Annotated in this window: 24 protein-coding genes; 2 read left to right on the top strand and 22 right to left on the bottom strand. The window is 64.9% G+C overall.

The features are described 5' to 3' along the window. Window positions 1–49: 49 nt before the first annotated feature. From I6L38_RS03260 to I6L38_RS03185, 16 genes are all read right to left on the bottom strand, one after another. On the bottom strand, window positions 50–1,069 hold the full coding sequence (locus I6L38_RS03260) for an amino acid ABC transporter substrate-binding protein (protein WP_005298555.1): 1,020 nt from the start codon (window positions 1,067–1,069) through the stop codon (window positions 50–52). 461 nt (window positions 1,070–1,530) lie between these two features. Further along, the gene (locus I6L38_RS03255; protein WP_010634719.1) at window positions 1,531–1,857 is read right to left on the bottom strand and encodes a DUF2845 domain-containing protein; all 327 of its coding nucleotides are present in this window, start codon (window positions 1,855–1,857) and stop codon (window positions 1,531–1,533) included. After that, window positions 1,854–2,867: an ABC transporter permease gene (locus I6L38_RS03250; RefSeq protein ID WP_043170768.1), complete on the bottom strand. Its 1,014-nt coding sequence runs from the start codon at window positions 2,865–2,867 to the stop codon at window positions 1,854–1,856. The genes I6L38_RS03255 and I6L38_RS03250 overlap by 4 nt, the downstream gene beginning before the upstream one ends. Before the next feature lie 73 nt (window positions 2,868–2,940). Then, complete coding sequence (locus tag I6L38_RS03245) at window positions 2,941–3,822, bottom strand: ABC transporter ATP-binding protein (RefSeq protein WP_043170769.1); 882 nt, start codon at window positions 3,820–3,822, stop codon at window positions 2,941–2,943. A gap of 129 nt (window positions 3,823–3,951) precedes the next feature. After that, a complete protein-coding gene (locus I6L38_RS03240) occupies window positions 3,952–4,563 on the bottom strand; it encodes an FKBP-type peptidyl-prolyl cis-trans isomerase (RefSeq protein WP_005298548.1) in 612 nt (203 codons plus the stop codon). 255 nt (window positions 4,564–4,818) lie between these two features. Then, complete coding sequence (locus tag I6L38_RS03235; protein WP_216989134.1) at window positions 4,819–5,544, bottom strand: copper homeostasis protein CutC; 726 nt, start codon at window positions 5,542–5,544, stop codon at window positions 4,819–4,821. A 42-nt stretch (window positions 5,545–5,586) separates the two neighbouring features. Then, the gene (locus tag I6L38_RS03230; protein ID WP_216989133.1) at window positions 5,587–6,489 is read right to left on the bottom strand and encodes an ROK family protein; all 903 of its coding nucleotides are present in this window, start codon (window positions 6,487–6,489) and stop codon (window positions 5,587–5,589) included. 109 nt (window positions 6,490–6,598) lie between these two features. Then, a complete protein-coding gene (locus I6L38_RS03225; protein ID WP_017765749.1) occupies window positions 6,599–7,105 on the bottom strand; it encodes a GNAT family N-acetyltransferase in 507 nt (168 codons plus the stop codon). Continuing rightward, window positions 7,093–7,899 carry a M48 family metallopeptidase gene (locus I6L38_RS03220; protein WP_017785985.1) on the bottom strand — a complete coding sequence of 269 codons (807 nt, stop codon included), beginning with the start codon at window positions 7,897–7,899 and terminating at the stop codon, window positions 7,093–7,095. Before I6L38_RS03220 ends, I6L38_RS03225 begins: the two co-directional genes overlap by 13 nt. Before the next feature lie 150 nt (window positions 7,900–8,049). Then, window positions 8,050–9,024, bottom strand: coding sequence for a PstS family phosphate ABC transporter substrate-binding protein (locus I6L38_RS03215; RefSeq protein WP_005298532.1), 975 nt, complete (start codon window positions 9,022–9,024; stop codon window positions 8,050–8,052). Window positions 9,025–9,401: 377 nt separating this feature from the next. Further along, window positions 9,402–10,697 (bottom strand): phosphate regulon sensor histidine kinase PhoR, encoded by a 1,296-nt coding sequence (phoR, locus tag I6L38_RS03210; RefSeq protein WP_005298529.1) that lies wholly within the window; start codon window positions 10,695–10,697, stop codon window positions 9,402–9,404. Between the two features lie 9 nt (window positions 10,698–10,706). Next, window positions 10,707–11,396: a phosphate regulon transcriptional regulator PhoB gene (gene phoB / locus I6L38_RS03205; RefSeq protein ID WP_005298527.1), complete on the bottom strand. Its 690-nt coding sequence runs from the start codon at window positions 11,394–11,396 to the stop codon at window positions 10,707–10,709. 102 nt (window positions 11,397–11,498) lie between these two features. Further along, complete coding sequence (locus I6L38_RS03200) at window positions 11,499–11,909, bottom strand: VOC family protein (protein WP_201880432.1); 411 nt, start codon at window positions 11,907–11,909, stop codon at window positions 11,499–11,501. Between the two features lie 148 nt (window positions 11,910–12,057). Next, window positions 12,058–13,212 carry a CaiB/BaiF CoA-transferase family protein gene (locus I6L38_RS03195; RefSeq protein ID WP_216989132.1) on the bottom strand — a complete coding sequence of 385 codons (1,155 nt, stop codon included), beginning with the start codon at window positions 13,210–13,212 and terminating at the stop codon, window positions 12,058–12,060. Further along, on the bottom strand, window positions 13,212–14,387 hold the full coding sequence (locus I6L38_RS03190; RefSeq protein ID WP_216989131.1) for an acyl-CoA dehydrogenase: 1,176 nt from the start codon (window positions 14,385–14,387) through the stop codon (window positions 13,212–13,214). The genes I6L38_RS03195 and I6L38_RS03190 overlap by 1 nt, the downstream gene beginning before the upstream one ends. An 85-nt stretch (window positions 14,388–14,472) precedes the next feature. Continuing rightward, entirely contained in the window at window positions 14,473–16,149 is a 1,677-nt protein-coding gene (locus I6L38_RS03185; protein ID WP_216989130.1) for a sigma-54-dependent Fis family transcriptional regulator, read from the bottom strand. 235 nt (window positions 16,150–16,384) lie between these two features. Here I6L38_RS03185 and I6L38_RS03180 point away from each other — a divergent pair, with 235 nt between their 5' ends. Beyond that, window positions 16,385–17,902 carry an aldehyde dehydrogenase family protein gene (locus I6L38_RS03180; protein WP_206219625.1) on the top strand — a complete coding sequence of 506 codons (1,518 nt, stop codon included), beginning with the start codon at window positions 16,385–16,387 and terminating at the stop codon, window positions 17,900–17,902. A gap of 62 nt (window positions 17,903–17,964) precedes the next feature. Here I6L38_RS03180 and I6L38_RS03175 read toward each other — a convergent pair whose 3' ends face one another. Further along, window positions 17,965–18,771, bottom strand: a complete 807-nt coding sequence (locus tag I6L38_RS03175) for a helix-turn-helix transcriptional regulator (RefSeq protein ID WP_043170774.1) — start codon at window positions 18,769–18,771, stop codon at window positions 17,965–17,967. Window positions 18,772–18,867: 96 nt separating this feature from the next. Between I6L38_RS03175 and I6L38_RS03170 the strand changes: the two genes are divergently transcribed. Continuing rightward, window positions 18,868–19,755, top strand: coding sequence for a DMT family transporter (locus tag I6L38_RS03170; RefSeq protein ID WP_043170775.1), 888 nt, complete (start codon window positions 18,868–18,870; stop codon window positions 19,753–19,755). Between the two features lie 97 nt (window positions 19,756–19,852). On the opposite strand, the gene I6L38_RS03165 is transcribed toward I6L38_RS03170, so the two are convergent. The 5 genes from I6L38_RS03165 to I6L38_RS03145 all read right to left on the bottom strand — a co-directional run bounded on the left by I6L38_RS03165 (window position 19,853) and on the right by I6L38_RS03145 (window position 25,725). Continuing rightward, entirely contained in the window at window positions 19,853–20,545 is a 693-nt protein-coding gene (locus tag I6L38_RS03165) for a response regulator (protein ID WP_005303332.1), read from the bottom strand. 3 nt (window positions 20,546–20,548) lie between these two features. Next, complete coding sequence (locus tag I6L38_RS03160; RefSeq protein WP_017786436.1) at window positions 20,549–22,117, bottom strand: sensor histidine kinase; 1,569 nt, start codon at window positions 22,115–22,117, stop codon at window positions 20,549–20,551. Window positions 22,118–22,134: 17 nt separating this feature from the next. Beyond that, window positions 22,135–23,685 carry an NAD-dependent malic enzyme gene (locus tag I6L38_RS03155; RefSeq protein ID WP_043170776.1) on the bottom strand — a complete coding sequence of 517 codons (1,551 nt, stop codon included), beginning with the start codon at window positions 23,683–23,685 and terminating at the stop codon, window positions 22,135–22,137. Window positions 23,686–23,696: 11 nt separating this feature from the next. Further along, window positions 23,697–25,004, bottom strand: a complete 1,308-nt coding sequence (locus tag I6L38_RS03150) for a 2-hydroxycarboxylate transporter family protein (RefSeq protein ID WP_017783994.1) — start codon at window positions 25,002–25,004, stop codon at window positions 23,697–23,699. 529 nt (window positions 25,005–25,533) lie between these two features. Further along, window positions 25,534–25,725, bottom strand: coding sequence for a hypothetical protein (locus tag I6L38_RS03145; RefSeq protein WP_017764158.1), 192 nt, complete (start codon window positions 25,723–25,725; stop codon window positions 25,534–25,536). Window positions 25,726–25,985 lie beyond the last annotated feature (260 nt).

Raw genomic sequence — 25,985 nt, 5'->3', positions numbered from 1 at the left:
GACAAAGCCAGGGGAAATGGGGGGCCTCGGCCCCCCGATGGTTGTCGACTCAGCGGATGGGCGGCGCGTACATCAGGCCACCCTTGTTCCAGAGCGCATTGATGCCGCGCTCGATCTTGAGGGGGGAGCCGGCACCGACGTTGCGATCGAAGGATTCGCCATAGTTGCCGACCTGCTTGACGATGTTGTAGGCCCACTTGTCATCCAGCCCGAGCACCGACCCCTTGGGCTCTTCCAGCCCCAGCAGACGACGGATATCCGGGTTGGTGGACTTGAGCATCTCGTCCACGTTGGCACTGGTGACCCCGGCCTCCTCGGCGTTGAGCATGGCGTTGAGACTCCAGCGCACCACCTTGAACCACTGATCGTCACCCTGGCGCACGGCAGGCCCCAGCGGCTCCTTGGAGATCACCTCAGGCAGCACCATGGCCTCTGCCGGCTTGCTGAGCTTGATCTTGAGGGCATAGAGCTGGGATTGATCCGAGGTCAGCACATCGCAGCGGCCCGCCTCGAACCCCTTGACGGTCTGATCCGAGGTGTCGAACACCACAGGGGTATATTTCATGCCGCCATTGGCGCGGAAATAGTCCGCCAGGTTGAGCTCTGTGGTGGTGCCGGACTGGATGCAGACGGCGGCACCGTCGAGCTCCTTGGCGCTCTTCACCCCGAGGGACTGCTTGATCAGAAAGCCCTGGCCATCGTAGTAATTCACCCCGGCAAAGGTCAGGCCCAGCGACCCGTCCCGGGTCAGGGTCCAGGTGGTGTTGCGCGACAGCAGATCCACCTCGCCGGATTGCAGGGCGGTGAAACGCTCCTTGGCGGTGAGGGAGACATACTTCACCTTGCCGGCATCCCCCAGCACGGCCGCGGCCACGGCGCGGCACACGTCCACGTCCAGACCGGTCCAGGTGCCCTTGGCATCCGGATTGGAGAAACCAGGCAGGCCGTCACCCACCCCGCACTGCACGAATCCCTTCTTCTTGACGGCATCCAGGGTGCCGTCGGCCCATGCATTGGCTGCCACCAGCGACAGCACCATCACCATACCTGCCTTGTGTATCTGCTTCATCTCACGCTTCCCTGTGGTTTGATTCAAATAGGCACCAGAACCTGGTAAGATGCCTTCGTTTCCCTGCTTTTTCACAGCTTATCGAGCGGCTCAAAAACCTGTCAATCGGTGCAAGCCGGCCCAACCTTGGTGCAGCAGCACAAAATAGGTCAACGGGCCGATATGCACTCTTAGAATTAAAAATAGACCCTTATTCGCAAAATGGCCTACGGTTCCAAGCCCCCGATAATGTGAGGATTATTTTTCGCAAAAAATCGGACGCACCGGATTGGGGCAGAAAAACGCGCTGACAACGCATTTATCGGGCGCGTTTTGCCAACAACAGGGCCCGTTATTGGGGGGCATGAACCAATACCGGGCAACCGGAAGAGAGGGATGAAAGGTGGGTACGGGGGCGTAAACGCCGGAAAGAGACCGGAGCCACACCACCGCACTCGGCGCGCAGCATCCGGTCGGCAGGATCAATTGCCGCGCGGGCCGTTCTCGATGTCGGTGACCACCCCGTTGCGCACGGTGACGAAACGCATGAACTCGTTCTTGCCGAAGTTGTAGGTCCAGCGCTCCCCATACTTCACCTGCACCAGGTTGCCGAACTGGTTCTCCTCGTTGCGGGTCAGCTCCTCGCGCAACATGGGCTCGCCGCACTTGATCAGCATCTCGGCGGTGCTGTCCCCTTCGGTGATCAGCGCATTCTTGCAGCGCATGGCGCCGGCACTGGCCGGCAGACTCAGCAGCAGGGCCAGCAGGGTTCCACCAACCAGCGGCAGTGACTTCATCAATAGCTTCATCTGTGACTCCATTTGAACAGGGCGCTGCCCAGGGTGATGCAGCAGAGCGTAAACAGCAGGACCCAGCCCAGTGGCGCCGCCACCTCGGCCCAGCCTGCCCCTTCCAGCATGACGGCGCGGGCCGCCGCGATGATCTGGCTGAGCGGCAGCCAGGCCGCCAGCTGCTGCAGCCAAGCGGGAGCCCCTTCCAGCGAGAACCAGACGCCGGAGAGGAACATCATCGGCATACTGATGACGTTGAGCAGCCCGCTCGCCAGCTCCTCGTTCTGGATGCGGGCCGCCACCAGCAGGCCGAGGGAGGCCATGGACGCCCCACCCAGCAGGGCGATCAACAGCAGCAGCCAGCCCGAGCCCAGCAGCGGCACCCCGAGCAGAAAGTAGGCCACCAGAAACACCAGCAGGCTCACCACCAGGGTGATCAGGATGCGCGACAGCAGCTGGGCGCAGAGAAACTCCGCGGCTGAGAGTGGGGTGGCCCCAAGCCGCTTGAGCACCCCGTTCTTGCGGTAACGGACGATGACGAAGCCCACCCCGAACAGGCCGGAGAACATCAGATTCATGCCGATCACCCCGGGCAGCAGCCAGTCGCCATAGCGAATGGCGCGCCCGCTCAGGGTCTCCCGCACCAGCTGCGCCGGCACGGCCTGGCGCAGCAGATACTCGGCCATGGCGCCCTGGGGGGCATCCGGGTTGATCCAGTAACGGCCCGTGCCGGGCGAGAGCAGCAGATCCAGCTGGTGGTGGCGCACCTTGAGCCGGCCCTTCTCCTCCTCGTCATAGGGGATGATCTTGAGCAGCGGCACGGCGCGCAGCGGGGCATAGGCCGCAGGCAGCTCCCCCACCACGCCCATCTGCACCAGCGGCTTGGGTGGGCCGGAGAAGATGAGGGTGAACCCCAGTACCAGCAGCAGCGGAAAGGCCAGGTTCCAGATCAGCGCGGCCCGATCCCGCACGAACTCCAGGTTGCGGGCATAGAAGAGCGCCCCGATGCGCTTGAGTGATCCCGTCATCTGGTGCTCCTTGGGCTGGCAGGCTGGAGCGGCATGCCGGCAGGCGCCGCTGCGGGGTGCCACGGGGTAGCTTTCATGCGCCGCTCCGCAGGCTGTGGCCGGTCAGGTTCAGGAAGAGATCCTCCAGGTTGGGGGAGCGCACCTGCATGCCGGTCAGCGGCACGCCCAGGCTCAGCAGCCGTGGTAGCAAGTCCGCCACGTCGGGGCAGCTCAGCTCCACCTGCTCGCCCAGCGGGCGCAGGGGGTAGCCGAGACTGGCGAGGGCCGGGTGAGCCGCCAGGCGCACCAGCACACCCTCAAAGTGCTGGGCTAGCAGGGCGACCGGGGTATCCAGGCTGAGCAGATGGCCGTGATCGACGATGGCAATCTGATCGCACAGCTGCTGGGCCTCGTCCATGTAGTGGGTGGTAAGCACCACCGTCTTGCCCTGCGCCTTGATCGCCTCGATGCGCTGCCAGAAGTGGTGGCGGGCCTGGGGATCGAGACCCGTGGTGGGCTCGTCCAGAAACAGCAGTTCGGGGTCGCCGAGCAGCGCCAAGGCCAGCAGCAGCCGTTGCCGCTGACCGCCAGAGAGCTTGCGACTGTCCCGATCGATGAATTCCCCCAAGGCGCACAGTTCGATGAGCTGGGCCTGGGGCAAGGGAGCCGGGTAGAGGCTGGCAAACAGCCGCAGGGTATCGCGCACCGTCAGGAAATCCTGCAGCGCCGTGTGCTGGAACTGGATGCCGATGCGGGAGCGATAGTCGGGGCCGCGGGGGGCTCCGTGGAACAGGATCTGGCCGCTGTCCGGGGTGAGGATCCCCTCCAGCAGTTCGATGGTGGTGGTCTTGCCCGCCCCGTTCGGGCCGAGCAGGCCGAAACAGCTGCCGGCAGGAATGGCAAAGCTGAGCCCGTCCACCGCCTTGACGCCGGGGAAGTGCTTGACGAGATCGACGACTTCGATGATGGCAGCCATGGGCGCTCTCCCAGCAGGAGCCATGACTATATCCAAAAGCGCAGGCGCTGCACATGCCCCGCCGTGCGCGGCGCAAAAAAACAGACGGCGACCCTAGGGTCGCCGTCTGTATCAATCAAGCCAGCCGGATCACAGGATGTCCAGCAGCTCCACTTCGAATACCAGGGCGGAGTACGGCGGGATGGAACCGGCACCGCGTGCGCCGTAGGCCAGATCCTGCGGAATGTAGAGCTTCCACTTGGAGCCAACCGGCATCAGTTGCAGCGCTTCTACCCAGCCGGCGATCACGCCAGTTACCGGGAATTCAGCAGGCTGGCCGCGGGCGACGGAGCTGTCGAACACACCACCGTGGGTGAAGGTACCGTGGTAGTGCACACGGACGGACTGACCGGCTACCGGTACGGCACCGTTGCCTTCCACCAGCACTTCGTACTGCAGACCGGACTCGGTGGTCTTCACTTCGGCGCGCTTGGCGTTGTCGGCCAGGAAAGCTTCGCCTTCGGCGGCGGCAGCCTTGGCAACGGCTTCCTGCTCTTCCTGCATGCGGGCGGTGATGACCTGGAAGGCATCGTTGATATCGTCACGGCTGACCGCGAACTCCAGACCATTCAGGGCATCTGCCAGACCTTGCTGCAGGGCCGGGATATCCAGACCGGCGAAGGCTTGCTGCGCCAGTTGATCACCCATGTTGCGGCCGATGCCATAGCTGGCCTTCTGTTCGATAGAGTCGTATTGGGACATTGAGAAGTTGCTCCGGGTCCTGAGGGTAAAAGAGACGGGATAATATCAGACTTTTGCGCCGGGTGCTGCCGGCCCGTCCCCGGTTTTGCCCCCAGGTGGGAGGTACCTCACATCAACCCCCCTCATCCCCGCCCCTTCTCCCGCCAGGGGAGAAGGGAGCAAAACAGAGCACCGTCGGTGATATTGACCCGACCGTCGTCCGAGGTGCCCATGTTGACGCCCATGACGAGACTCCATGCCGCCGCGCGGCCCGTATCAGCCCCTGTCCAGCAGAGCCCGTACCGCTGCAACTTTGGCGCCGTCGGTGATATTGACCCGGCCGTCGTCCGAGGTGCCCATGTTGACGCCATGGGGCACCATGCCGCCGCGCCAGCCCATGCCGGACATGTGCACTTCGTTCACCCCGGTAAACTCGATGATGGTACGCACGTTGTCGGCATTGACCCCGGCACCCGGCATCAGACTGGCGCGCCCCGCCAGCGCCTGCTGCATCGCCTGCAGGGTCTCGAGCCCCGCCAGCGCAGTCGGTGCATGGCCCGAGCTCAGAATGCGCTCGCAGCCGGCGGCAACTATGGTCTCCAAGTCGAGGCGCCAGTCAGAGGAGAGGTCGATGGCGCGGTGGAAGGTGACGCCAAGGGGCCCCGCCGCCTCCACCAGCTGGCCGAGTCTGGCGGCTGGCACCCGTCCCTCCTCGTCCAGCAGACCGACCACCACCCCTTGCAGGCCGGCGGCACGAGCGGCGGCGATATCCTGCAGCATCATCTCGAACTCCCCTTCGCCAAAGCAGAAATCGCCGGCCCGGGGCCGGATCATGGCGTAGACGGGAATGATGGCATGGCGCGCCGCCAGCTGCATGAAGCCATAGGAGGGGGTCAGACCGCCCAGCCCCAGCGCAGAGCAGAGCTCGATGCGATCGGCACCGGCCGCCTGGGCGGTAAACAGGGATTCCAGGTTGTCGATACAGATTTCAAGAGAGGTCATGATGGACTCCTTTATTGGGGAGATCAGACCCCGGATCTGATCTCATAAATTGAGCAAGGCGGCCCCGCGCACCCCACCGGCGCCGCCGAAGCGGGCCTCGCGGATCTCGGGCAGGGCGACCCCGGGCAGCAGGTGACCGGGCAGGCGCAGCGGCAACTGCTCATAGAGCGCGGGCAGGCCGCTCAGGCCGCCCCCCAGCACCACCACGTCGGGGTCGACCACCGAGATGGCGGTGGCAAGCCCGGCGGCCATGATTTCGAGCCAGCAGTCGACCGTGGCCACCGCATGGGGCTCGTGCGCCTCGAAGCGCCCCACTATCTGGTGGCCGCTGGCACGCTGGCCGTGGAAGTGGTGATAGAGCCGCTCCAGCCCGGTGCCAGAGGCATAGGTTTCAAAACAGACCAGACGGCCGCAGCCGCAACGGGGACGAGGCAGATCGGGGTACTTCATCAGCATGGTGGCCGGCAGCGGGTAGTGGCCTATCTCCCCCGCCAGCCAGTTGCGGCCCTGGATCAGCTTGCCCGCCAGATAGACGGCGCCGCCGATGCCGGTGCCTATGGTGACGCCGAGGGAGCTGTCGGCCCCCGCCGCCGCCCCCTGATGTACCTCGGACCAGAGGAAGCAGTTGGCATCGTTGTCCACCTTGACCGGTCTGCCCAGCAGCTCGGCCAGATCGGCGCCCAGGTGGCGACCATTGATGGAGGGCAGATTGGCCGCCACTATGCTGTGGTTGTGCCGGTTGAGAATGCCGGGAAAGCCGATGCCCACCGCACCGCGGGTGCCAAAACGGGCATCCGCCTGCTCGACCCGCTCGCGAATGAGCTGCTGCAGCCCCTGATAGTCATTGCCGGGAGTGCTCATGCGCTCCTCGTGGCAGAGATTCAAGGCGCCGTCATAGACGGCAAACGCTATCTTGGTGCCACCAATATCAAAGCCGTAATACATGCCACACTCCCTTGTCGGTGAGCCGCCTCACCTCAGCCTGTCCAGAGGGGGACATTGTATTAATTCGCAAAAAAAATAAAGTGACCGAGGGCGAAAAACGGGAGAGAGATCAAAGCAAACGAAACATTTGTCGCTGCAGGCAGGGCTGGCCGAGGCTCATCAGGGTGCGCTCCTGACCATCGAAGACGAAGCCGCGGCGCAGATAAAACCCCTCACCTATGTGGTTGCCATCGAGCAGCCACAATCTGACGCCTTCACAGCCGGCCCGCCGCATCTGCATCGCCACCGCCTGCCACAGCCGCTTGCCGTGGCCTTGGCGCCAGTGGTCTGGATGCAGGTAAAAGGCGCGGATCCAGGCGGTGGGGTATTCCCCCGCCAGCTCCGGCTGCCAGTAGAGCAGACCGATGACCACCTCGTCCTGACACAGCAGCATGGGCCTTGGGCCCGCTTCTGCCAGCCGGCGCTGCCAGATCTGCAGGTGCTCGGTGACCGCCAGCTGGGCCAGCATGTCGGTACCGAGCACGCCGCCATATGCGGCGAGCCAGCTGGCCCGCTGCATCACCGTCATGGCGGCGGCGTCATCGGGCCGCGCCATGCGCAGGCTTATGCCTTGCATTGGGGCACCAGTCCGGAGGCGCGGGCCTGCTGATAGAGCGGCACGGCCTCAGCCTGCTGGGCCTGCAGCTCGGCGATCCGGCTCTCGTTGCTGGGGTGGGTGGAGAGCAGCTGGGGCGGCGCATTGCCGCCCGCGGCCGCGCTCATGTTTTGCCAGAGCGGGATCGCTTCGGCGGGGTTGAAACCGGCGCGGGCCATCAGATCCAGCCCCAGCCGGTCCGCCTCGCTCTCCTGCTCGCGACCATAAGGCAGCATGACGCCGACCTCGACCCCGAGTCCCAGCGCTGCCATGGTGGCACCTCGGTATTCGCTGCTGCCCATGGCGATGTCGGCCGCCGCCAGCCCAAGGCCGGTCAGCTGACTGCGGGAGAGCCGCTCGTTGGAGTGTTGGGCCAGCACGTGGGTCAGCTCGTGGCCGATGACGGTGGCGAGCTGATCCTGATTCTTGGCCACCTTGAGCAGGCCGCTGTAGACCCCGATCTTGCCGCCGGGCAGGGCGAAGGCGTTCACCTGCTTGGAGTCAAACACCACCACTTCCCAGTTGGTGATGCCGTAGCTGGCGGGCACCTGGGCGGTCACCGCCTTGGCGACGCAGGAGACATAGGCGTTCACTCTGGCGTCCTTGCTCACCTTCTCCTGCTTCTTCATCTGCTCGAAGGAGTCGGCCCCCAGCTTGCTCATCTGCTGGGGCGAGAAGAGCAGCATCTGGCTGCGACCGGTGGGAGACTGGGCACAGCTGGCGAGCAGGGTCGTACAGAGTGCCGCCAGGCCAAGCTTGAACAAGGGAGATGTCATGGAGGTGTCCTTCACCATAAAGATGCCCTATTTTCGGAAATGCGGGCGTCCGGTGCAAGTCGACAAATCACCCGGTCCGGCGAAAGCGGTCACAGCCGGCCCCAAAAAGAAAACGGGCCCCGCGGGGCCCGTCTGGCAGAGGAAACCGGCTTACATGATGCCCAGTTTCTTCAGGTCGGCTTCGACCACCTTGGCCGGTACCGGTACGTAGCCATCTTTGGCGACGATGTTCTGGCCCGCCTTGGAGAGCACCATCTTCAGGAACTCTTGCTCCATCGGGGAGAGCGGCTTGTTCGGGTGCTTGTTCACGTAGACGTACAGGAAGCGCGACAGCGGATACTTGCCGGTGATGGCGTTGTCGGAGGTCGCTTCGATGAAGGTCTTGCCATCCTTGGAGAGCGGTACTGCGCGCACGCCGGAGGTGACGTAACCGATGCCGGAGTAGCCGATGCCGTTCAGGGAGGAGGAGACCGACTGCACCACGGAGGCGGAGCCCGGCTGCTCGTTCACGCCGCTCTTGAAGTCGCCGTTGCACAGGGCGTGTTCTTTGAAGTAGCCGTAAGTACCGGAGACGGAGTTGCGACCGAACAGTTGCAGATCCTTGCCAGACCAGGAGCCGTCCAGACCCAGGTCGGCCCACTTGGTGGCCGCCTTGGCTTCACCGCACTTGAGGGTGCTGGAGAAGATGGCATCCAGTTGCTGCATGGACAGGCCCTTGATGGGGTTGTCCTTGTTGACGAACACCGCCAGGGCATCGACCGCGACGCGGATGGCGGTCGGCTTGTAGCCGTAGCGCTTCTCGAACGCCTCTTCCTCGCCGGACTTCATGGCGCGGCTCATGGGGCCAAACTGGGCGACACCTTCGGTCAACGCGGTCGGCGCGGTAGAGGAACCGGCGGCCTGGATCTGCACGTTGACGTTGGGGTACATGCGCTTAAATTCTTCGGCCCACAGGGTCATCATGTTGGCCAGGGTATCCGAGCCGACAGAGGACAGGTTGCCCGAGATGCCGCTGGTCGGAGTGTAATCCGGCAGATTTTTATCCACACCGGCAGCCAGGGCGCTGACGGAAAACAGGGTTGCTGCGGTGAATCCGATTACACCAGCCAGTTTGTTGAGTTTCATCCAATCTCTCCAAGGTTGCAGAACGCAGTCCATCAAAACACGGGTTAACTTGGCTCAGTGCCGATCATCCGACCGGGGCGCTGAGTGTCATTCCCTGCCCTCTTTGGCCCAACTCCGGGGCGGTGGAAGGCAGTCATCAATCTGAGGCCGAAACGTGGTGGCATCCCGAGTGGGGCGATCGGCCGGTCGCGTTTCATTCTCTCCCTGCGCCGCACTGGCACAGGTCCGTTCTCAAGACGGCGCCAGTATCTGACCTGGCAGTGACAAATTTATGGATTTAATGTGACACTTTAATGACATGACGAGGCTTTTGACCAAATGAAAAAAGGGCCGCCATCGCCGCCCTCTTTTCATTGCTAACCCATTGCTTGAAAAGCTTATTTCAACACTACCATGCGAGCGGGGATGAGGAAGCTGAAACGGCTGCCAAGGCCGACCCGACTCTCGATGTCGAGCTGGCAGTCGTGGTGACTCAGGGCATGCTTGACGATGGCAAGGCCGAGCCCGGAGCCGCCGGTGTGGCGCGAGCGCGCCTTGTCGACCCGATAGAAACGCTCGGTGAGCCGCGCCAGGTGCTCGGGCGGGATCCCCTCTCCCTCGTCCTGCACCGCAAACAGCGCCATCGTCCCCTGCTTGCGCCACTCCACCGTGATCTTGCGCCCCGCCGGGGTGTAGTGGATGGCGTTGTAGACCAGGTTGGAGACGGCGCTGCGCAGTTGATCCTGATCGCCGCGCACCAGCAGATTGGGCTGCACCATGAACTCGATCTGGTGGGCCCGCTCGCCGGAGAGCGCCCGCGCCTCCTGCTCCAACAGCCCCAGCATGGCGGGCATGTCCACCAGATGGGAGAGATCCACGGTGGGCGCCGCTTCGATGCGCGACAGGGTGAGCAGCTGATTGACCAGGTTGTCCATGCGGATGGTCTGCTCCATCATCACCCTGTGCGCCTTGGCCCACATGGCGGGGGGCGGCGGCTCCTCGGTCATCTCCAGATATCCCTTGAGCACGGTGAGCGGGGTGCGCAGCTCGTGGGAGACGTTGGAGACGAAATGCTTGCGGGTCTTCTCCAGGCTGCGCAGCCGGGTCACGTCCCGCACCACCAGCATGGCCTGATCCTCGGCGTAGGGCATGATGCGAAACTCGAGAAACTTCTCCTCGTTGATGGGCGAGGTCATCTCGAACGGTTCGTCATACTCTCCCTTGCCGAGGTAGGCGCCAAAGGCGGGATTGCGAATCAGGTTGCCGATGTGCTGACCGGCATCTTCCGGCCAGCGAAAGCCGAGCAGCTGCTCCGCCAGCCGGTTGCACCAGAGGATGCTGCCGTCGGTGCGAAACACCACGGCCGCATCGGGCAGTGCCTCGGCCCCTTCCCGAAAGCGGCGGATCAGACCCGCCAGCTCGCGGCGGCGGGCCCGGTGGCGCTGCTGCAGCTTGTAGATGCCGTTGAAGATGTACTCCCAGCTGCCGCTGCCGTTGGGAGGCACCAGGCTGCGATCGTGCCACAGCCAGTCTGACAGCCGCTTCTGGAAACGGTAGTGCCAGCCCAGGTGCATGACGGTAGCCAGCAACAGACACAGGGCCAGGCTCTCCGTCAGCCAGCCGACCAAGACGAAGGGCGCATAGAAGAATGCCATTCGCCACAACTGGCGCCGCCAGGCGTATGGTTGCAACATAAGTGCCTCTTAGAGACGGGTTGAGAAGCGATAGCCCGCGCCGCGCACCGTCTGGATCAAGCGATCATGCCCCGTCTCCTCAATGGCCTTGCGCAGGCGACGGATATGCACATCCACGGTTCTGTCCTCGACGTACACATTGGTACCCCAGACGTTGTTGAGCAGCTGCTCGCGGCTGTAGACCCGCTCCGGGTGGGTCATGAAGAAGTGCAGCAGCTTGAATTCGGTCGGCCCCATGTCGAGGGCCTTCTCCTCGGCGCTGACCCGGTGGGAGACAGGGTCCAGCTTGAGCCCCTGCACCTCGATCACCTCGTCCACCGAGGTGGGAGAGACGCGACGCATCACCGCATGCAGGCGGGCGGTCAGCTCCTTGGGGGAGAACGGCTTGGTGATGTAGTCATCGGCCCCCGCCTCCAGCCCGCGCACCTTGTCCTCTTCCTCGCCGCGAGCGGTCAGCATCACCACCGGGATCTGGCGGGTCACCTCATCCTGCTTGAGCTGCTTGATGAACTGGATGCCGCTGCCGCCTGGCATCATCCAGTCCAGCACGATGAGTTCGGGGTAGGGTTCGCGCACCTTCGCCAATCCGTCGGCAAAATCTTCAGCTTCTACTGTTTCATATCCCTTCTGCTCGAGCACGAAGCAGAGCATTTCGCGGATCGGTGCTTCGTCCTCGACCACCAGAATTCGCTTAGCCATATCCCTTCTCTCTCCTCTGTGAAGATGGGTGCGCCAATTATTAGAACTTTCTGTGACACTTTTATGACTTTATGACAGGCGGGATGATAAACGTTTTCAGATTCAGTTGGCAGCAGTGAGTTGCAGCAGATCCCAGCGATTGCCACTGATGTCCTCGAATACCACCACGGTGCCGTAAGGCTCGGTGCGCGGCTGTTCACAAAAATGGACACCGTACGCCTGCATGCGCTGGTAGTCGCCCCAGAAGTCGTCAGTCTCGAGGAACAGGAAGACCCGGCCGCCCCCCTGCTGGCCGATAGCGGCCCGCTGCTCCGGGGTGGCCGCCCGCGCCAGCAACAGGGCGGAACCGGGGGCACCCTTGGGGGCAACCCGCACCCAGCGCTTGCCCGGTTTGCCCGGCTCGTCGAGGGGGGTGTCTTCCAGCAGCTCGAACCCCAGTCCCTGGGTAAAGAAGGTGATGGCCTGCTCGTAATCGGCCACCAGCAGGGCCAGGGCGCCAATGTGTTGTGCCATGGGAAGTACCTCAACAGATGAATGGACGGGGCGCATCATAACGGGGGACGGCCCCGGGCTCCAGCACCGGGGCAGATGAGATGGCAGAGGATGGAAAAGGGGAGCATGGCGCCGGGCAGGCACGATCTCCCCGCCTGATAAGGCCGGTTCAGCCCTGCCCGAGCCAGTCGCGCAGCACGCTATCCCTGTCCCCATCGAGCGCCGGCGAGGCGCGCCCATAGCACACCGGAGTGGCCGACAGATGGAGCGGGTTGGCCAGGGTGGGCAAGGATTGTTCGCCGCGCTGCACCTGCTGCACCCAGCCGCGCACCGCCCCTTGCTCGAGGGCAAACAGCGCATCCAGAGCGAGGATGGGACCGCCCGGCACCCCGGCCGCCTCCAGGATGGCATTCCACTCGGCGCTGCTGCGCGCCAGCAGCCGCTCGGCAATCAGGGCGTTGAGCCGGTGACGCTGGCGCACCCGGGCGGCGTTGGTGGCAAAGTCGGGGTCCTGCGCCCACCCGGGTTCCCCCAGCAGGGCCGCCAGGGCGGCAAACTGGCCATCGTTGCCCACCGCGAGGATCAGATGGCCATCCCGGGTGGGATAGACGTCGTAGGGGACGATATTGGGGTGACCGTTGCCAAGGCGTCCGGGCGCCTGACCGGTGGCGAGATAATTCATCGCCTGATTGGCCAGCACCGCCACCGACACGTCGAGCAGGGCGAGATCGATCTGCTGCCCCTCCCCGGTTCGCTCCCGATGGCGCAAGGCCGCCTGGATGCCGATGGTAGCGTAGAGGCCGGTGAGGATGTCGACGAGCGCCACCCCCACCTTGACAGGCCCGCCGCCGGGCACCCCATCGGGTTGACCCGTAATGCTCATCAATCCACCCAGCCCCTGGATCAGCAGATCGTAACCAGGTCGCTGGGCCCAGGGGCCGTCCTGGCCAAAGCCGGTGATGGAGCAGTAGATGAGCGCCGGCCGGCGGGCCTTGAGGCTAGGGTAATCGAGGCCAAAGCGCGCCAGTCCCCCCACCTTGAAGTTCTCGATCACCACGTCGGCACAGTCCACCAAGGCCAGCAGGGTGTCTCTGTCGCGAGCTAGATCCAGGGCGATGGAGCGTTTGCCCCGGTTGGCCGCGTGAAAGTAGGCCGCCTCCCCCGCCACCAGCTCGGGCGGGCCCCAGTGGCGGGTGTCGTCACCGCGCCCCGGGGCCTCCACTTTCACCACATCGGCGCCGAGATCGGCAAGCAGCTGGCTGGCCCAGGGGCCGGCCAGCACACGGCTGAGATCCAGCACGCGCACGCCGGCAAGGGGCCCCATCACTCAAACGCCTGCAGGTCGGTCTGGGCCCGCCCCAGGATCAGGGCATGGATGTCGTGGGTTCCCTCGTAGGTGTTGACCGCCTCCAGGTTCATCACGTGGCGAATGACGTGAAACTCGTCGCTGATGCCGTTGCCGCCGTGCATGTCGCGGGCGACGCGGGCGATCTCCAGCGCCTTGCCACAACTGTTGCGCTTGATGAGCGACACCAGCTCCACCGGGCAGCGCCCCTCGTCCATCAGGCGCCCGGCCTGCAGACAGCCCTGCAGGCCGAGGGCAATCTCGGTCTGCATGTTGGCCAGCTTGAGCTGAAACAGCTGGGTGGCGGCGAGCGGGCGGCCGAACTGCTGGCGATCCAGCCCGTACTGGCGGGCGGCGTGCCAGCAGAACTCGGCGGCGCCGAGCGCCCCCCAGGCGATGCCGTAGCGCGCCTTGTTGAGGCAGCCGAACGGCCCCTTGAGGCCGCTCACCCCGGCCAGCCGGTTGGCCTCCGGCACGAAGACCCGCTCCATCACGATCTCGCCGGTGATGGAGGCGCGCAGGGAGAACTTGCCCTCGATCTTGGGGGCAGAGAGCCCGGTCATCCCCTTCTCCAGCACGAAGCCGGTGATCTCGCCATCCAGCTTGGCCCACATCACGAACAGATCGGCGATGGGGGAATTGGTGATCCACATCTTGTTGCCGGTCAGCAGATAGCCGCCCTCGACCCGCTCGGCCCGGCTCTTCATGGAACCCGGGTCGGAGCCCGCGTCCGGTTCGGTGAGGCCGAAGCAGCCTACCAGCTCGCCCCGGGCCAGCCCCGGCAGCCAGCGCTGGCGCTGGGCCTCGTCGCCATAGGCGTGGATCGGGTGCATCACCAGGGACGACTGCACGCTCATGGCCGAACGGTAGCCGCTGTCGACCCGCTCCACCTCCCGGGCGATGAGACCGTAGGCCACGTGATTGACCCCGGCGCAGCCGTACTGCTCCGGCAGGGTGGCGCCGAGCAACCCCAGCTCCCCCAGCTCGTTCATGATGGTGCGGTCAAACTGCTCGCGGCGGTTCGCCTCCAGCACCCGCGGCATCAGCCGCGCCTGGCAGTAGTCGCGGGCGGCGTCGCGGATGAGCCGCTCCTCTTCGCCGAGCTGGCCATCGAGAAAGAAGGGGTCTTGCCAATCAAATCGGGTACGCGTCATAAGGCACTCCATGCCATGCAAAAGAATCATCAAAGGGTCTCTTGTGGACCCATCTTAACTACGAAAAACTTAGGTCACAAACCCCTCAGCCAGCCTCTCGCAGCGCCCGATAGAGGGTGGTGCGGCTGATGCCGAGCCGGCGCGCCGCCTCGCTCACGTTGCCGCCGCACTCTGTCAGGGTCTGCTGCACCCGTTGCCGGTTCTGCTCGCGCAATGTGCTGCCCGCCAGCGCAGGGGGGACGACCGGCGCCACAGCCACAGTCGGCAGATGCAGGTGGGCTGGCTCAATCCAGCCCTGCCCTTCCGCCAACACGCAAGCCACCTCCAGCGCCTGCTTGAGCTGGCGCACGTTGCCGGGCTGCGGGTGGGCCAGCAAGTGGCGCTCGGCCTCATCGGTCAGGTGCAGGGCAGGATCCATCTCGGCCAGTAGCCGCCGGACCAGTGCCTGCCGCTCGGAGGCCGGCCAGTCGCGCAGCGGCGCCAGTTGCTGGCGCCAGCCGCAGATGCGGTAGTAGAGATCCTCGCGAAAGGTGCCGGCCGCCACCATGGCCGCCAGATCCCGGTGGCTGGCGCTGACCAGCCAGAAATCCACCGCTTCGGGCTTGTGGCTGCCAACCGGGGTGACGACGCGCTCCTGCAATACCCGCAGCAAGCGGGTCTGGGCCAAGAGCGGCAGTTCGCCGATCTCGTCCAGCATCAGGATGCCGCCGTGGGCGGCGCGCAGATACCCCTGGCTGCCCTGACTGCGGGCGCCGCTGAAGGCCCCGCCGACATAGCCGAACAGCTCGGCTTCCACCAGCTCCGCCGGCAGGGCGCCGCAGTTGACGCACACCAGGGGTTGCGCCCGCCGGCTCGACTGCCCGTGCAGTTCGCGCACCAGATGCTCCTTGCCGCTGCCGGTCTCCCCCTCGATGAGCAGGGAGATGCCGCGCTCCAGCATCTTGAGCGGCACCTGCCGGACATGCGAGCCGCCGGCAGCGGCCGGCAGGCCGGGTAGGGTCGCCACGGGATGAACCTCCGGCACCAGCCGCAAGCCGCGCCTATCCCGCAGCAGTTGCTTGCCGTCGAAAGGGTGCTGGCCGAGCCAGAGCCGGCCGGCCCGGTTGGCCCCCAGCAGTTCGCCCTCCTCCCCCAGCAGCAGGCGGGCAGACCAGAGACTCTGGGGCTCGAGATCCACCAGCCAGCCCGGCTGGCACGCCAGCAGCGCATTTTCCAGGGTCATGGCCAGCAGCCGCACCGTGCCCAGCATGTCGCCGCCGTGGTGGGCCGCATCGGTGGAGATGTCGAGCACGCCGATCACTTGCCCGTCCGGCCCGAGCAGCGGGCAGGCGCTGCAGCTGAGAAAGCTGTGCTGGGCGAAGAAGTGCTGATTGCCGAGCACCTGTACCTCGCTCTGCTCGGCCAGCGCCGTGCCGATGGCATTGGTGCCCTTGCTCGCCTCCCCCCAGCGGGCGCCGCTGCGCAAAAAGACCCGCTCGGCGTGGCGGGCGAAGCCGTCGTCACCGCTGGCGGCCAGGATGGCGCCCTCGCCATCGCACAGCAGCAACCGACAGGGGCGCCCCGCCAGCAGCTGGTCAAACAGCGGCAGCACGAAGCGCCGGAAGCTGGCGATCAGCACCCTGTGCTGCTCCTGGCGGGCCGACAGCTCCCCCTGGGGCAGCAAGTCCAGCTCGGCGCTCTGCTGACGACTCAGCCCCTGGTGCAGGCAGCGCTGCCAGGAGCGCTGGATTGGGCTGGCACTAGATTGAGGGAACTCGCTCATCACACCTCCTGTTCACAAACGGCACGACTGTCGCGACCACTGTCCAGAAACGGCACACTTGTATCGCCACCGCCGCGGTCATTGGTTAACCAAGATACGCTGCCGCACCCCGTTTGATAACGTTTTTGTAACTTTTAGAGCGCTGGTCAGACCCTCTGGCACGTCCCTTGCGATACACAGCAGCAACCGGGCTGCTCGCCAGCCCGGTCAGGACCACACACATAAGGATGATGAGATGATTTATACCGCTCCCGGTCAGGCAGGTGCCCTGGTCAGCTTCAAGTCCCGTTACGACAACTTCATCGGTGGCGACTGGGTGGCGCCGCGCGCCGGCCGCTACTTTGAAAACATCTCGCCGGTGGATGGCCGCGTGTTCTGCGAGGTGGCCCGCTCCGACGCCGCCGACATCGAGCTGGCGCTGGACGCCGCTCACAAGGCGTTCGCCAGCTGGAGCAAGACCAGCGTCACCGAACGCAGCAACCTGCTGCTGCGCATCGCCGATCGCATCGAGCAGAACATCGAGGTGCTCGCCATCGCCGAGACCTGGGAGAACGGCAAGGCGGTGCGCGAGACCCTGGCCGCCGACCTGCCACTGGTGGTGGATCACTTCCGCTACTTCGCCGGCTGCATCCGTGCCCAGGAGGGCTCGGCCGCCGAGCTGGATCAGAACACCGTCAGCTACCACTTCAAGGAGCCCATCGGGGTGGTCGGCCAGATCATCCCGTGGAACTTCCCGCTGCTGATGGCGGCCTGGAAGCTGGCCCCGGTGCTGGCGGCCGGCTGCTGCAGCGTGCTCAAGCCCGCCGAGCAGACCCCGGTCACCATCATGCTGATGATGGATCTCATCAAGGACATACTGCCCCCCGGCGTGGTCAACGTGGTCAACGGCTTCGGCGCCGAGGCGGGCCAGGCGCTGGCCACCAGCAACCGGATCCAGAAGCTGGCGTTTACCGGCTCCACCGAGGTGGGGGCCCACATCCTGCGCTGCGCCGCCGACAAGCTCATTCCCTCCACCGTGGAGCTGGGTGGCAAGTCCCCCAACATCTACTTCGCCGACGTGATGCAGCACGAGAGCAGCTACATCGACAAGGCGGTGGAAGGGATGCTGATGACCTTCTTCAACCAGGGCGAGGTGTGCACCTGCCCCTCCCGCGCCCTGGTACAGGAGAGCATCTATGACGACTTCATGGACAGAGTGCTGGCCCGCGCCCGCACCATAGTGCAGGGCAACCCCCTCGACACCACCACCCAGGTCGGCGCCCAGGCGTCCCGCGAGCAGTTCGACAAGATCCTGAGCTACATGGAGATCGGCCGCGGCGAAGGGGCAAAAATGCTGATCGGCGGCGGCCCGGCCAAGGTGAGCGGGCTGGAGGGGGGCTTCTACATCCAGCCCACCATCTTCCACGGCCAGAACAAGATGCGGGTGTTCCAGGAGGAGATCTTCGGGCCGGCGCTCGGGGTCACCACCTTCAAGGACGAGGCGGATGCGCTGGCCATTGCCAACGACACCCAGTACGGCCTGGGGGCGGGCCTGTGGACCCGCGACAGCAACCTGGCCTGGCGCATGGGGCGCGGCATCCAGGCCGGCCGGGTCTGGGTCAACTGCTACCACGCCTACCCGGCCCACGCGGCCTTCGGTGGCTACAAGAAGTCAGGGATCGGTCGCGAGACCCACAAGATGATGCTGGACCACTACCAGAACACCAAGAACCTGCTGGTGAGCCACGACATCAACCCGCTCGGCTTCTTCTAAGCCCATCCCGTGATCGACAAGGGCGCCTGCGGGCGCCCTTTTCATTGCTGGTGCGGTCGCGGTCAGAGCTGTGCCTGCCCGGCGCCGATCCCCAGCTGTTGACGATAGCGCTGGGGGGCACAGCCCTGTTCGCGCTGGAACATGGCGATAAAGGCCGAGGTGGAGGTGTAACCGAGCCGCCAGGCGATCTCCTGCACCGGCATCTCGCCCCGCAGCCAGTCCAGCGCCTTCACCAGCCGCAGCCGGGTGCGCCACTGGCCGAGGCTCATGCCAAGCTCCTTCTGGCAGCGCCGCGCCAGGGTGCGCTCGGTGGTGTGCAGCACCTTGGCCCACTGGGCCAGGGTGCGGTTGTCCTCCGGCGCCGCCTGTAGCGCCGCCAGCAGGGGGGCGAGCAGGCGATCCCGGCTCTGGGGCAGGTAGCTTGGCTGGCAACGGGTGCGAGCCAGCTTCTCGATGAAGAGTTCACCCTGGCGGGCATCCCACTCGTCCTCCATGTGGCCGATCCGGCGCTGGGTGAAATCCTCCAGCAGGGCCCGCAGCAAGGGGGTAAGCGCCAGCAGCTGAGGTTCCCGTGGCAGGCGCGGCGCCAGCGCGTGGCTCACGTAGATGGAGGTGTAGTCCAGGGTCTGCTCGTTGAAGGCGGTGTGGGGCTGATCCGCCGGCACCCAGATGAGGTAGTCTGGCGGCGCCACCAACCGCTGCCCCCCGACCTCCACCACCATGACCCCGAGACTGATGAGGCTGAGCTGGCCCCAGGGGTGGGCATGCTCGGCGCAGGCGTTGCCCCCCTGGATCTGGCTGTAGCGAAAATAGAGGGGATTGGGGGCGGCCAGCAGGCGATCCTGCTCGGCCAGGGTGAGGGTGCCCATGCAGATTGTCCCAAAGCGGTTATGACATGTCTTATTTACGCTACTTGCATCGTTCAAGACAAGGCTAGACTCTCTCCATCATACCAAGGAGTGCCTATGCCCTTTCTCTTCCCCCTGCTCGCCATCCTGATCTGGGCCGCCAATACCGTGGTCTCCAAGGCCGCCGCCGGCGTGCTGGATCCTGCCGCCATCTCGTTTTACCGCTGGGTGATCGCCGCCCTGGCGCTGACCCCCTTCTGCCTGCCGCACCTGTGGCGCCGCCGGCGCGATCTCCGCCCCTGGCTCGGCAAGCTGCTGGTGCTCTCCCTGCTTGGCATGGTGCTCTACCAGTGCCTCGCCTACTACGCCGCCCACAGCACCTCGGCCACCAACATGGGGGTCATCGGCTCCCTGCTGCCGCTGCTCACCTTGCTGATCGGGGCCTGCTGCTTTGGCCAGAAGCCGGGCAAGCAGGCGCTGCTCGGCATGAGCATCTCGCTGTTCGGGGTGCTCTGGCTGCTCGGTCAGGGCAACCCTCAGGCACTGCTGCACAGCGGCATCAACCCAGGCGACGGCATGATGCTGCTGGGGGCGGCCAGCTATGCCCTCTATGGCCTCTTGATCCGCCGCTGGCAACTGCCGTTCGGCCCCTGGCTCAACCTCTATCTGCAGATCCTGCTGGCGGTGCTGCTACTCATTCCGCTGGCCCTCTCCGCCGACTCCCTGGCCATTCCCGCCCAGGGCTGGAGCATGGTGCTGTTCGCCGGGCTCGCCTCCTCCATCTTCGCCGCCTACTGCTGGATGCGCGGCCTCGCCAGTCTGGGGGCGGAGCGCACCTCGGTCTTCATGAACCTGATGCCCCTGTGCACGGCCCTCATCGCCGTCGTCAGCCTGGGGGAGCCCATCCACGGCTATCACCTGCTGGGAGGCGGCCTCATCCTGAGCGGGGTCATGCTCTCCCAGTTCAAGCCAAGAGCCCGCCGCGTCCTGCTGGAAGAGGCCTGAGCGGCCCGTCGTACCGATTTTCGTGCCGACGTATAGACCTGAAAAAGGGAGCTTCGGCTCCCTTTTTGCTGGTATGGGTCTGCGTGCGGCAAGCGGCTCAGCTACCCCGCCGCCAGTGGTAGCGGCGCTCGGGCCGGCCGCGCTGGCCGTAGTTGAGATCCACGTCCACCCTGTCCTCCGACTCCAGATACTCCAGATAGCGGCGCGCCGTGGTGCGGCTCAAGGACAAGCGCAGCGCCACCGTATCGGTGGAGAAGGCGCTGTCAGGCTCACCCGCCAGCAACTCCAGCACCTGGCGCAGGGTGATGGCGTCGATCCCCTTGGGGGTGTCGCGCACGTCGCGCCCCTGGGGCCTCACCTTGCCCATCAGCCGGTCCAGATCGCTCTGCTCGAGGGAGCCGCGCTCGCAGATGCGCCGATGCAGGGTGAGGATCTCGTCCAGGCTCTGCTGGATGCGAAACAGCCGCAGCGGCTTGATGATGTAATCCTGCACCCCCTGATTGAGGGCCTGCTGGATGGTCTCCACGTCGCAGGAGGCGGTCACCATGATGACGTAGGCTTCGCGGTTGTGGCTGCGCAGCCGGTTCACCCACTCCAGGCCGGAGCCGTCGGGCAGCGAGATGTCCACCAGCAGCAGCTGCGGCTGGGCCGCGCGCATCATGAGATCGGCCTGGGTCAGGCTTTCGGCCCGACCCAGCAGGGAAAATCCGGGGGTGGAGGAGACCAGCTCGGCCAGAATGGATCCTATCCGTTCGTCATCCTCGATCACCAGCGTGAAAATGGGCTCCATAGATCACACCAATTGGTTTTTATTCAAGTAGATACCGAACAGAGTCGTCTGTTCGGCGGTGCGGCGCCATTCTATCACACCCCCTCGCCTGGCCACCGTCTCCTTGACCAGGAACAGACCGACACCGTGATCGCCAGTCTGGCGACTGATGCCGTAATCAAACAGATGGTCCGCCAGCGCCTCGTCCACCCCCTCGCCGCTGTCCTCCACCTCGATCACCAGCCGGCGCCCGAAGTCGTTGAGGGAGATGAGCACCCGCGGCGGGCACTGCTTGCGCCGGGCCCAGGCGGCGCGAATGCCGTTGTCCAGCAGGTTGCCGATGAGGGTGATGAGATCCGCCGACACCGCCGCCGGGTACTCCCCCAGCGCCGAATCGGGATCCAGCACCAGCTCCACCCCAAGCTCGCGGGCCCGGCTGAACTTGCCGAGGATGAGCCCGGCCACCGGCTTGTCCTCGATGGCCCGCAGCAGATCGTGCAGCATGGTCTGGCACGCCTCGCTCTCCTGCTGGATGAGCTCCACCGCCTGATCCACGTGGCCCAGCTGCAGCAAGCCGGAGAGGCTGCTGAGCTTGTTGGCGAACTCGTGGGTCTGCATCCGCAGCATCTCGGCATACTGGCGCAGGTGGGTCACCTGCATGCCGAGGCTGCCGGTCACCTCGGGGCGGCTGAAGATCAGCAGCCGACCGGGGATCTTGCCCTCCACCGCCTGCCAGCGCCCGACGAACGACTCGCCGTGCACGGTGAAACCGAGCTCGGTCTCGACCTGGGTCAGGGCGGGGGCGAGCGGCGGCGACAGTTCCGAGAGCGGCTGGCCGAGCAGGGCGTGGCGGCCGGTGCCGGGCAGGCGCAGCTGGTAAAACGCGGCGCTGTTGAGCATGCGGATGTGGCCGCGGGAGTCGAGGGCGATCACCCCCTCCGAGATGTGCTCCAGCACCAGCTCCTGCAGTACGAAGCGATTGACTATGGTCTCCGGCTCCAGATCCAGCAGGGTACGCCGCAGCCGATGCTGGACCCAGAGCGCCAGCAGCAGACCGCAGCCCAGCACGGCGCCGATGGCGCTGATGAGCAGGGCGATCCGATCCAGGTAGATGCTCTCCACCGTCTGCATCAGATAACCCACCACCACGGCACCGATGGCGCGCCCGTCAGGCCCGATCACCGGAGCGAAGCAGCGGATGGCCGGCCCCAGGGTACCCACGTCCTTGGAGCAGTAGCTGCTGCGCTCGTTGAGGGAGGGCCAGATATCCTCGCCGCGAAACAGGCCACCCACCAGCTCCGGAGAGGGGTGGCTCAGCCGGCGGGCATGCTCGTCGGTCACCACCATGTAGGCGGCATCGGTGCGGCTGCAGATCCCCTGCACATAGTCGCGCAGGCCCGGATCGCTCCCCCACTGCAGCGCCTGCACCACCCGGTTGTCCCCCGCCAGCACCCGCGCCAGATCCCCCCCCTTCTCCTCCAGATTGCTCTCCAGCAAATGGCGGATAAAGAGCGCCAGCAGGCTGCCCAGGATGACGATCAGGAGCAGTGACAGGCCCAGGGAGAGGGTGACCAGTTGGTGACGCAGTTTCATCGATTAGCCTTGCAACATCAGGACGCGGACCAATAGTGCGGGCGCCACCAGGTCTGGTCAATCAAAGGTGCGGGATCACCGGCAAAATCGGCCAGCCCCTCGGCACGGGCACAGAGTGCCACCGCCCTCGCCACGGCGCGGGCCACCTCCCCCACCTGCTCGATGGGGGGCAGCAGCCGCCCCTCGGCCAGCGGATAGGCGCCCACCGCCTGCACCGCAGCCCGCAGCATGCCGTCGCTGATGCGCCGCGCCTTGACCGCGCAGGCCCCCAGACCAATGCCCGGGAACACATAGACGTTGTTGCACTGGGAGACCACCCGCGCCGCGCCGTCCACCTCCACCGGCGGGAAGGGGCTGCCGGTGGCGAGCAGGGCCCGCCCGCCGGTAGCCTGCCACACCTGGGCCGGGGTCGCCTCGGCACTGCGGGTGGGGTTGGAGAGCGGCAGGATCACCGGCCGCTCGCACACCTCCCCCATGGCGGTCAGCACCGCCTCGTCGAACAGGCCGCCCTGACCGCTCACCCCGATCAGCACCCAGGGGCGCAGCCGCTCGATAAGCGCTGGCAGGGAATTGCACGCCTCCCCCGCCGGGCGGGCAAACGGCTGCTGGGCCGGGGTGAGCCCGGCCCGGTCCAGGCAGACCAGACCGTCCTGATCGAACAGCTGCACTCGCTCCGGGCTGCCCGCCAGCTGGGCCAGCATGGCGGCGATACCGCAGCCGGCCGAGCCCGCGCCGACGATCAGCACCGGGGTATCCGCCAGCGCGCTGCCCGCCTGCTGCAAGCCCGCCAGCACGCAGGCCGACGCCACCGCCGCCGTGCCCTGGATGTCGTCGTTGAACATGCAAAGCTCGTCGCGGTAGCGGGCCAGGAGGTTCGCGGCATGCTTGCCGGCGAAGTCCTCGAACTGCAGCACTACCTGGGGCCAGCGTTTGCGAATGGCGGCCACCACCTTGTCCATGAACTGGTAATAGGGCTCGCCATCTACCCGCCGGGCCTGCCAGCCGAGGTAGGAGTCATCTTCCAGCAGTTCGGGGTTGTTGGTGCCCACGTCCACGCACAGCGGCAGGGTGCGGGCCGGGTTGATGCCACCGGCGGCGGAATAGAGCGCCAGCTTGCCGATGCAGATCCCCATGCCGCCGATGCCGAGATCGCCGAGCCCCAGCACCCGCTCGCCGTCGGAGATGACGATGACGTCCACCTCCTGCTCCACCGCCGCGAAGATGTGGTCGAGCTCATCCCGGTCGTGCCAGGAGAGGTAGAGGCCGTGGCTGCGCAGATAGAGGTCGCTGTGGCGCTGGCACGCCTCCCCCACCACAGGGGTGTAGATGATGGGCAACAGCTCCGGCAGGTGGTGGCGCACCAGTTCGTAGAACAGCACCGGGTTGTCCTCCTGCAACTGGCGCAGCAGCAGATGCTGATCAAACGGGCTCTGCATGGCCGAAACCAGCCGGTAGATGCGGCGCCGCTGCTGGGCCAGCGACTCCTCCTTGTGGGGCATGCGCCCCATCAATCCCTGACGCTTGCGTTCGGCATAGGGCAGGCTGGTGCCCATCATGATGTCGTTCATTATCTTGTTCCTTATGCCAGCAGCGAGATGAGCAGGGTCGCCAGGATCAGCATGACGGCGCCCCCGAGACGAGAGGAGATCTGGGCGAACGGCATCAGCGTCATGCGCTGGGCCGCCGAGAGCACGGCCACGTCACCCGTGCCCCCCATGTTGGCCATGCAGAGGCCACCGGTGATGGCTGCCTCTATGGGGTAGAAGCCGATCATCCGCCCTACCAGCGCCGCCCCCAGGGCTCCACCAAGCACGGTCACCAGCACCAGCACGAAATAGCTGACGGAGAAGGCGCTGATGAGCTCGGGGATGCTGGTGTAGGCGACTCCGATCCCCACCAGCAGAGAGGGGGTCAGGTTGGTGACCACGAACTGGTACCAGTCGGCCGCCGCCTGCTCGTAACGACGGGGCAGCAGGCCGCTCACCTTGATGACGGCCACCGCCAGGATCATCAGGGCGAAGGGGTGCATGGGGATGAAGTTGCCGAGCAATGAGCCCAGCACGAACATGCTGGAGCTGATGAAGAGGCCCAGACCCAGACTCTCCAGGGTCGGCGCCTGCGCCTTCTCCTCGGCCACACCAGCGGCACTCTCTTTTATCATCAGCTTGCCGTTGCCGGTCAGGGCGGGGTAGCGGCGACCGAGACGGGCCAGCAGGGTACCCACCAGAATGGCCAGGGTGTTGGCGATCACTACTGCCGGCACCATGCGCGACAGCAGATCGGCGCTCGACATCTGCAGCGGCCCGGAGAGGATCTCCACCAGCGGCACGGCGCCGGCTCCCATGCCGCCGCCCATGATGGGCAGACCGATGAGCAGCACCGCATTCTTGAAGCCGTAGCCCATCAGGGCGCCCACCAGACCGACGCTGAGCAGCGCCAGTGCGACGCCCCCCAGGATCACCGGCAGGTAGCGCATGGCGGCGTTCTTCAGCAGGGCGCCGCTCATGCCGAACACCGAGCCGGTCACCAGGCTGGCGATGAAGAAGTTGAGAAAGCCCCCCTCCTTCATGAAGCCGATGATCACCTGACCCGCCTCGACGGGCAGGATCCGGTATTCAAACAGGGCGGCGCCGCCGAAGATGGCGAGTATGGTGCCACCACCCAGGTATTCGCGGATGGGGGTGATGCGCTCGCCGAGCTCGGTCAGCAGGGTGCCGAGCACGAACATCAGCGCCAGCGCGCCGACCATGCCGAGCGGCAGCGAGCCGTTCCAACCCGAGAAGAGGACGCAGGTGGCGAGGCCCAGAAAGATCATCATGGGCATGCCGGCAATCTGTCGACCGCCGAACAGGGCGGTTCTGGTGTGTGGGGTAGAGAGGTTTTTCATTGTTATGCTCCAGCGTGTGGTGTGGCGCCACTCTAGAGATCTCCGCTCCCTCTGTCGGTTAGCCCGCCAACAAAGGCATATAAAAACATTAAATTCTTAAACGCTATGGCATGCGGGCAAGGTTGGCACCCATTTTACAGGGGGTATTTCCGTTCCTGTCATCGTCATTAAATCCCCCCGACACGCACTCTTTTACACTTTAAAGCGGCGCTTGAAGCGGTCGCTATCAAATAGCGATCAAATAACCAGCGCTGTAACCAACAATAATGGCCTGTCAGGTTTGGCAGTGGTGAATGATCACCCGGTACAAGGCAAGGGTGATCCCCTGATCAACAAAAAGGCTCCGGCCAGGATCTGCCGGGTGATAAAAAAGAAAGACGATGACAGCTCGATAGCGAGCGCCTAGCTTGTTACAAGCATGGCGCTCCCGCAGGTAATGGCGGCTTGCAGCAAGAGGATTAACGGTGGGGGCAGGCCCTGTGAAAGGCTGCCCTCTCAATATGACCTGTGGATGTCACCAACCGAAAGACTATTCGGCTAATAACAATGGAATATTGGCAGGGTCAAATTCATGACAGGTTTCGGCATTTTCCAGGCTGAGTCCATAATGGCCGTCGACTACATATTCTACGTCCACCAGCAGACTCTCGATGGCGAGATGGGCGTCACCCGATTCATATCGTTCCACAGCTATCATCTCCCTGTTTAGCTGACTCATCAATATTAGTGAATAAAAAACAGAGTGCCGCATTTATATAATATTTTTTTGCATCCTCTAATTAGGGTGCACCTAAAACGCTGTGACTATTTTCATGCCATCCCAATAAACGACTCGCTTTATTTCGCCGGGCCCTGCCGACCATATCCAGCCTTCTGATTCACTCAAAGGGGCTGCTGATCCCAACTCACCCCTTCACCCATGCTGCTTGAGCTCCACCAGAGACCTACCTCCAAATTTCATAAACAAGATCGTGATCACAC

The organism is Aeromonas sp. FDAARGOS 1408 (genome assembly GCF_019048665.1).
Classification (GTDB): Bacteria; Pseudomonadota; Gammaproteobacteria; order Enterobacterales; family Aeromonadaceae; genus Aeromonas; species Aeromonas dhakensis.
Note: the sequence above shows the minus strand (reverse complement) of the source record. Positions and strands in the feature narration are given on the sequence as shown.

Coding starts and splice junctions, on each gene's coding strand:
- I6L38_RS03260 (WP_005298555.1), bottom strand. CDS start 1,069: ATGAAGCAGATACACAAGGCAGGTATGGTGATGGTGCTGTCGCTGGTG.
- I6L38_RS03255 (WP_010634719.1), bottom strand. CDS start 1,857: ATGAAGCTATTGATGAAGTCACTGCCGCTGGTTGGTGGAACCCTGCTG.
- I6L38_RS03250 (WP_043170768.1), bottom strand. CDS start 2,867: ATGACGGGATCACTCAAGCGCATCGGGGCGCTCTTCTATGCCCGCAAC.
- I6L38_RS03245 (WP_043170769.1), bottom strand. CDS start 3,822: ATGGCTGCCATCATCGAAGTCGTCGATCTCGTCAAGCACTTCCCCGGC.
- I6L38_RS03240 (WP_005298548.1), bottom strand. CDS start 4,563: ATGTCCCAATACGACTCTATCGAACAGAAGGCCAGCTATGGCATCGGC.
- I6L38_RS03235 (WP_216989134.1), bottom strand. CDS start 5,544: ATGACCTCTCTTGAAATCTGTATCGACAACCTGGAATCCCTGTTTACC.
- I6L38_RS03230 (WP_216989133.1), bottom strand. CDS start 6,489: ATGTATTACGGCTTTGATATTGGTGGCACCAAGATAGCGTTTGCCGTC.
- I6L38_RS03225 (WP_017765749.1), bottom strand. CDS start 7,105: ATGCAAGGCATAAGCCTGCGCATGGCGCGGCCCGATGACGCCGCCGCC.
- I6L38_RS03220 (WP_017785985.1), bottom strand. CDS start 7,899: ATGACATCTCCCTTGTTCAAGCTTGGCCTGGCGGCACTCTGTACGACC.
- I6L38_RS03215 (WP_005298532.1), bottom strand. CDS start 9,024: ATGAAACTCAACAAACTGGCTGGTGTAATCGGATTCACCGCAGCAACC.
- phoR (WP_005298529.1), bottom strand. CDS start 10,697: ATGTTGCAACCATACGCCTGGCGGCGCCAGTTGTGGCGAATGGCATTC.
- phoB (WP_005298527.1), bottom strand. CDS start 11,396: ATGGCTAAGCGAATTCTGGTGGTCGAGGACGAAGCACCGATCCGCGAA.
- I6L38_RS03200 (WP_201880432.1), bottom strand. CDS start 11,909: ATGGCACAACACATTGGCGCCCTGGCCCTGCTGGTGGCCGATTACGAG.
- I6L38_RS03195 (WP_216989132.1), bottom strand. CDS start 13,212: ATGGGGCCCCTTGCCGGCGTGCGCGTGCTGGATCTCAGCCGTGTGCTG.
- I6L38_RS03190 (WP_216989131.1), bottom strand. CDS start 14,387: ATGACGCGTACCCGATTTGATTGGCAAGACCCCTTCTTTCTCGATGGC.
- I6L38_RS03185 (WP_216989130.1), bottom strand. CDS start 16,149: ATGAGCGAGTTCCCTCAATCTAGTGCCAGCCCAATCCAGCGCTCCTGG.
- I6L38_RS03180 (WP_206219625.1), top strand. CDS start 16,385: ATGATTTATACCGCTCCCGGTCAGGCAGGTGCCCTGGTCAGCTTCAAG.
- I6L38_RS03175 (WP_043170774.1), bottom strand. CDS start 18,771: ATGGGCACCCTCACCCTGGCCGAGCAGGATCGCCTGCTGGCCGCCCCC.
- I6L38_RS03170 (WP_043170775.1), top strand. CDS start 18,868: ATGCCCTTTCTCTTCCCCCTGCTCGCCATCCTGATCTGGGCCGCCAAT.
- I6L38_RS03165 (WP_005303332.1), bottom strand. CDS start 20,545: ATGGAGCCCATTTTCACGCTGGTGATCGAGGATGACGAACGGATAGGA.
- I6L38_RS03160 (WP_017786436.1), bottom strand. CDS start 22,117: ATGAAACTGCGTCACCAACTGGTCACCCTCTCCCTGGGCCTGTCACTG.
- I6L38_RS03155 (WP_043170776.1), bottom strand. CDS start 23,685: ATGAACGACATCATGATGGGCACCAGCCTGCCCTATGCCGAACGCAAG.
- I6L38_RS03150 (WP_017783994.1), bottom strand. CDS start 25,004: ATGAAAAACCTCTCTACCCCACACACCAGAACCGCCCTGTTCGGCGGT.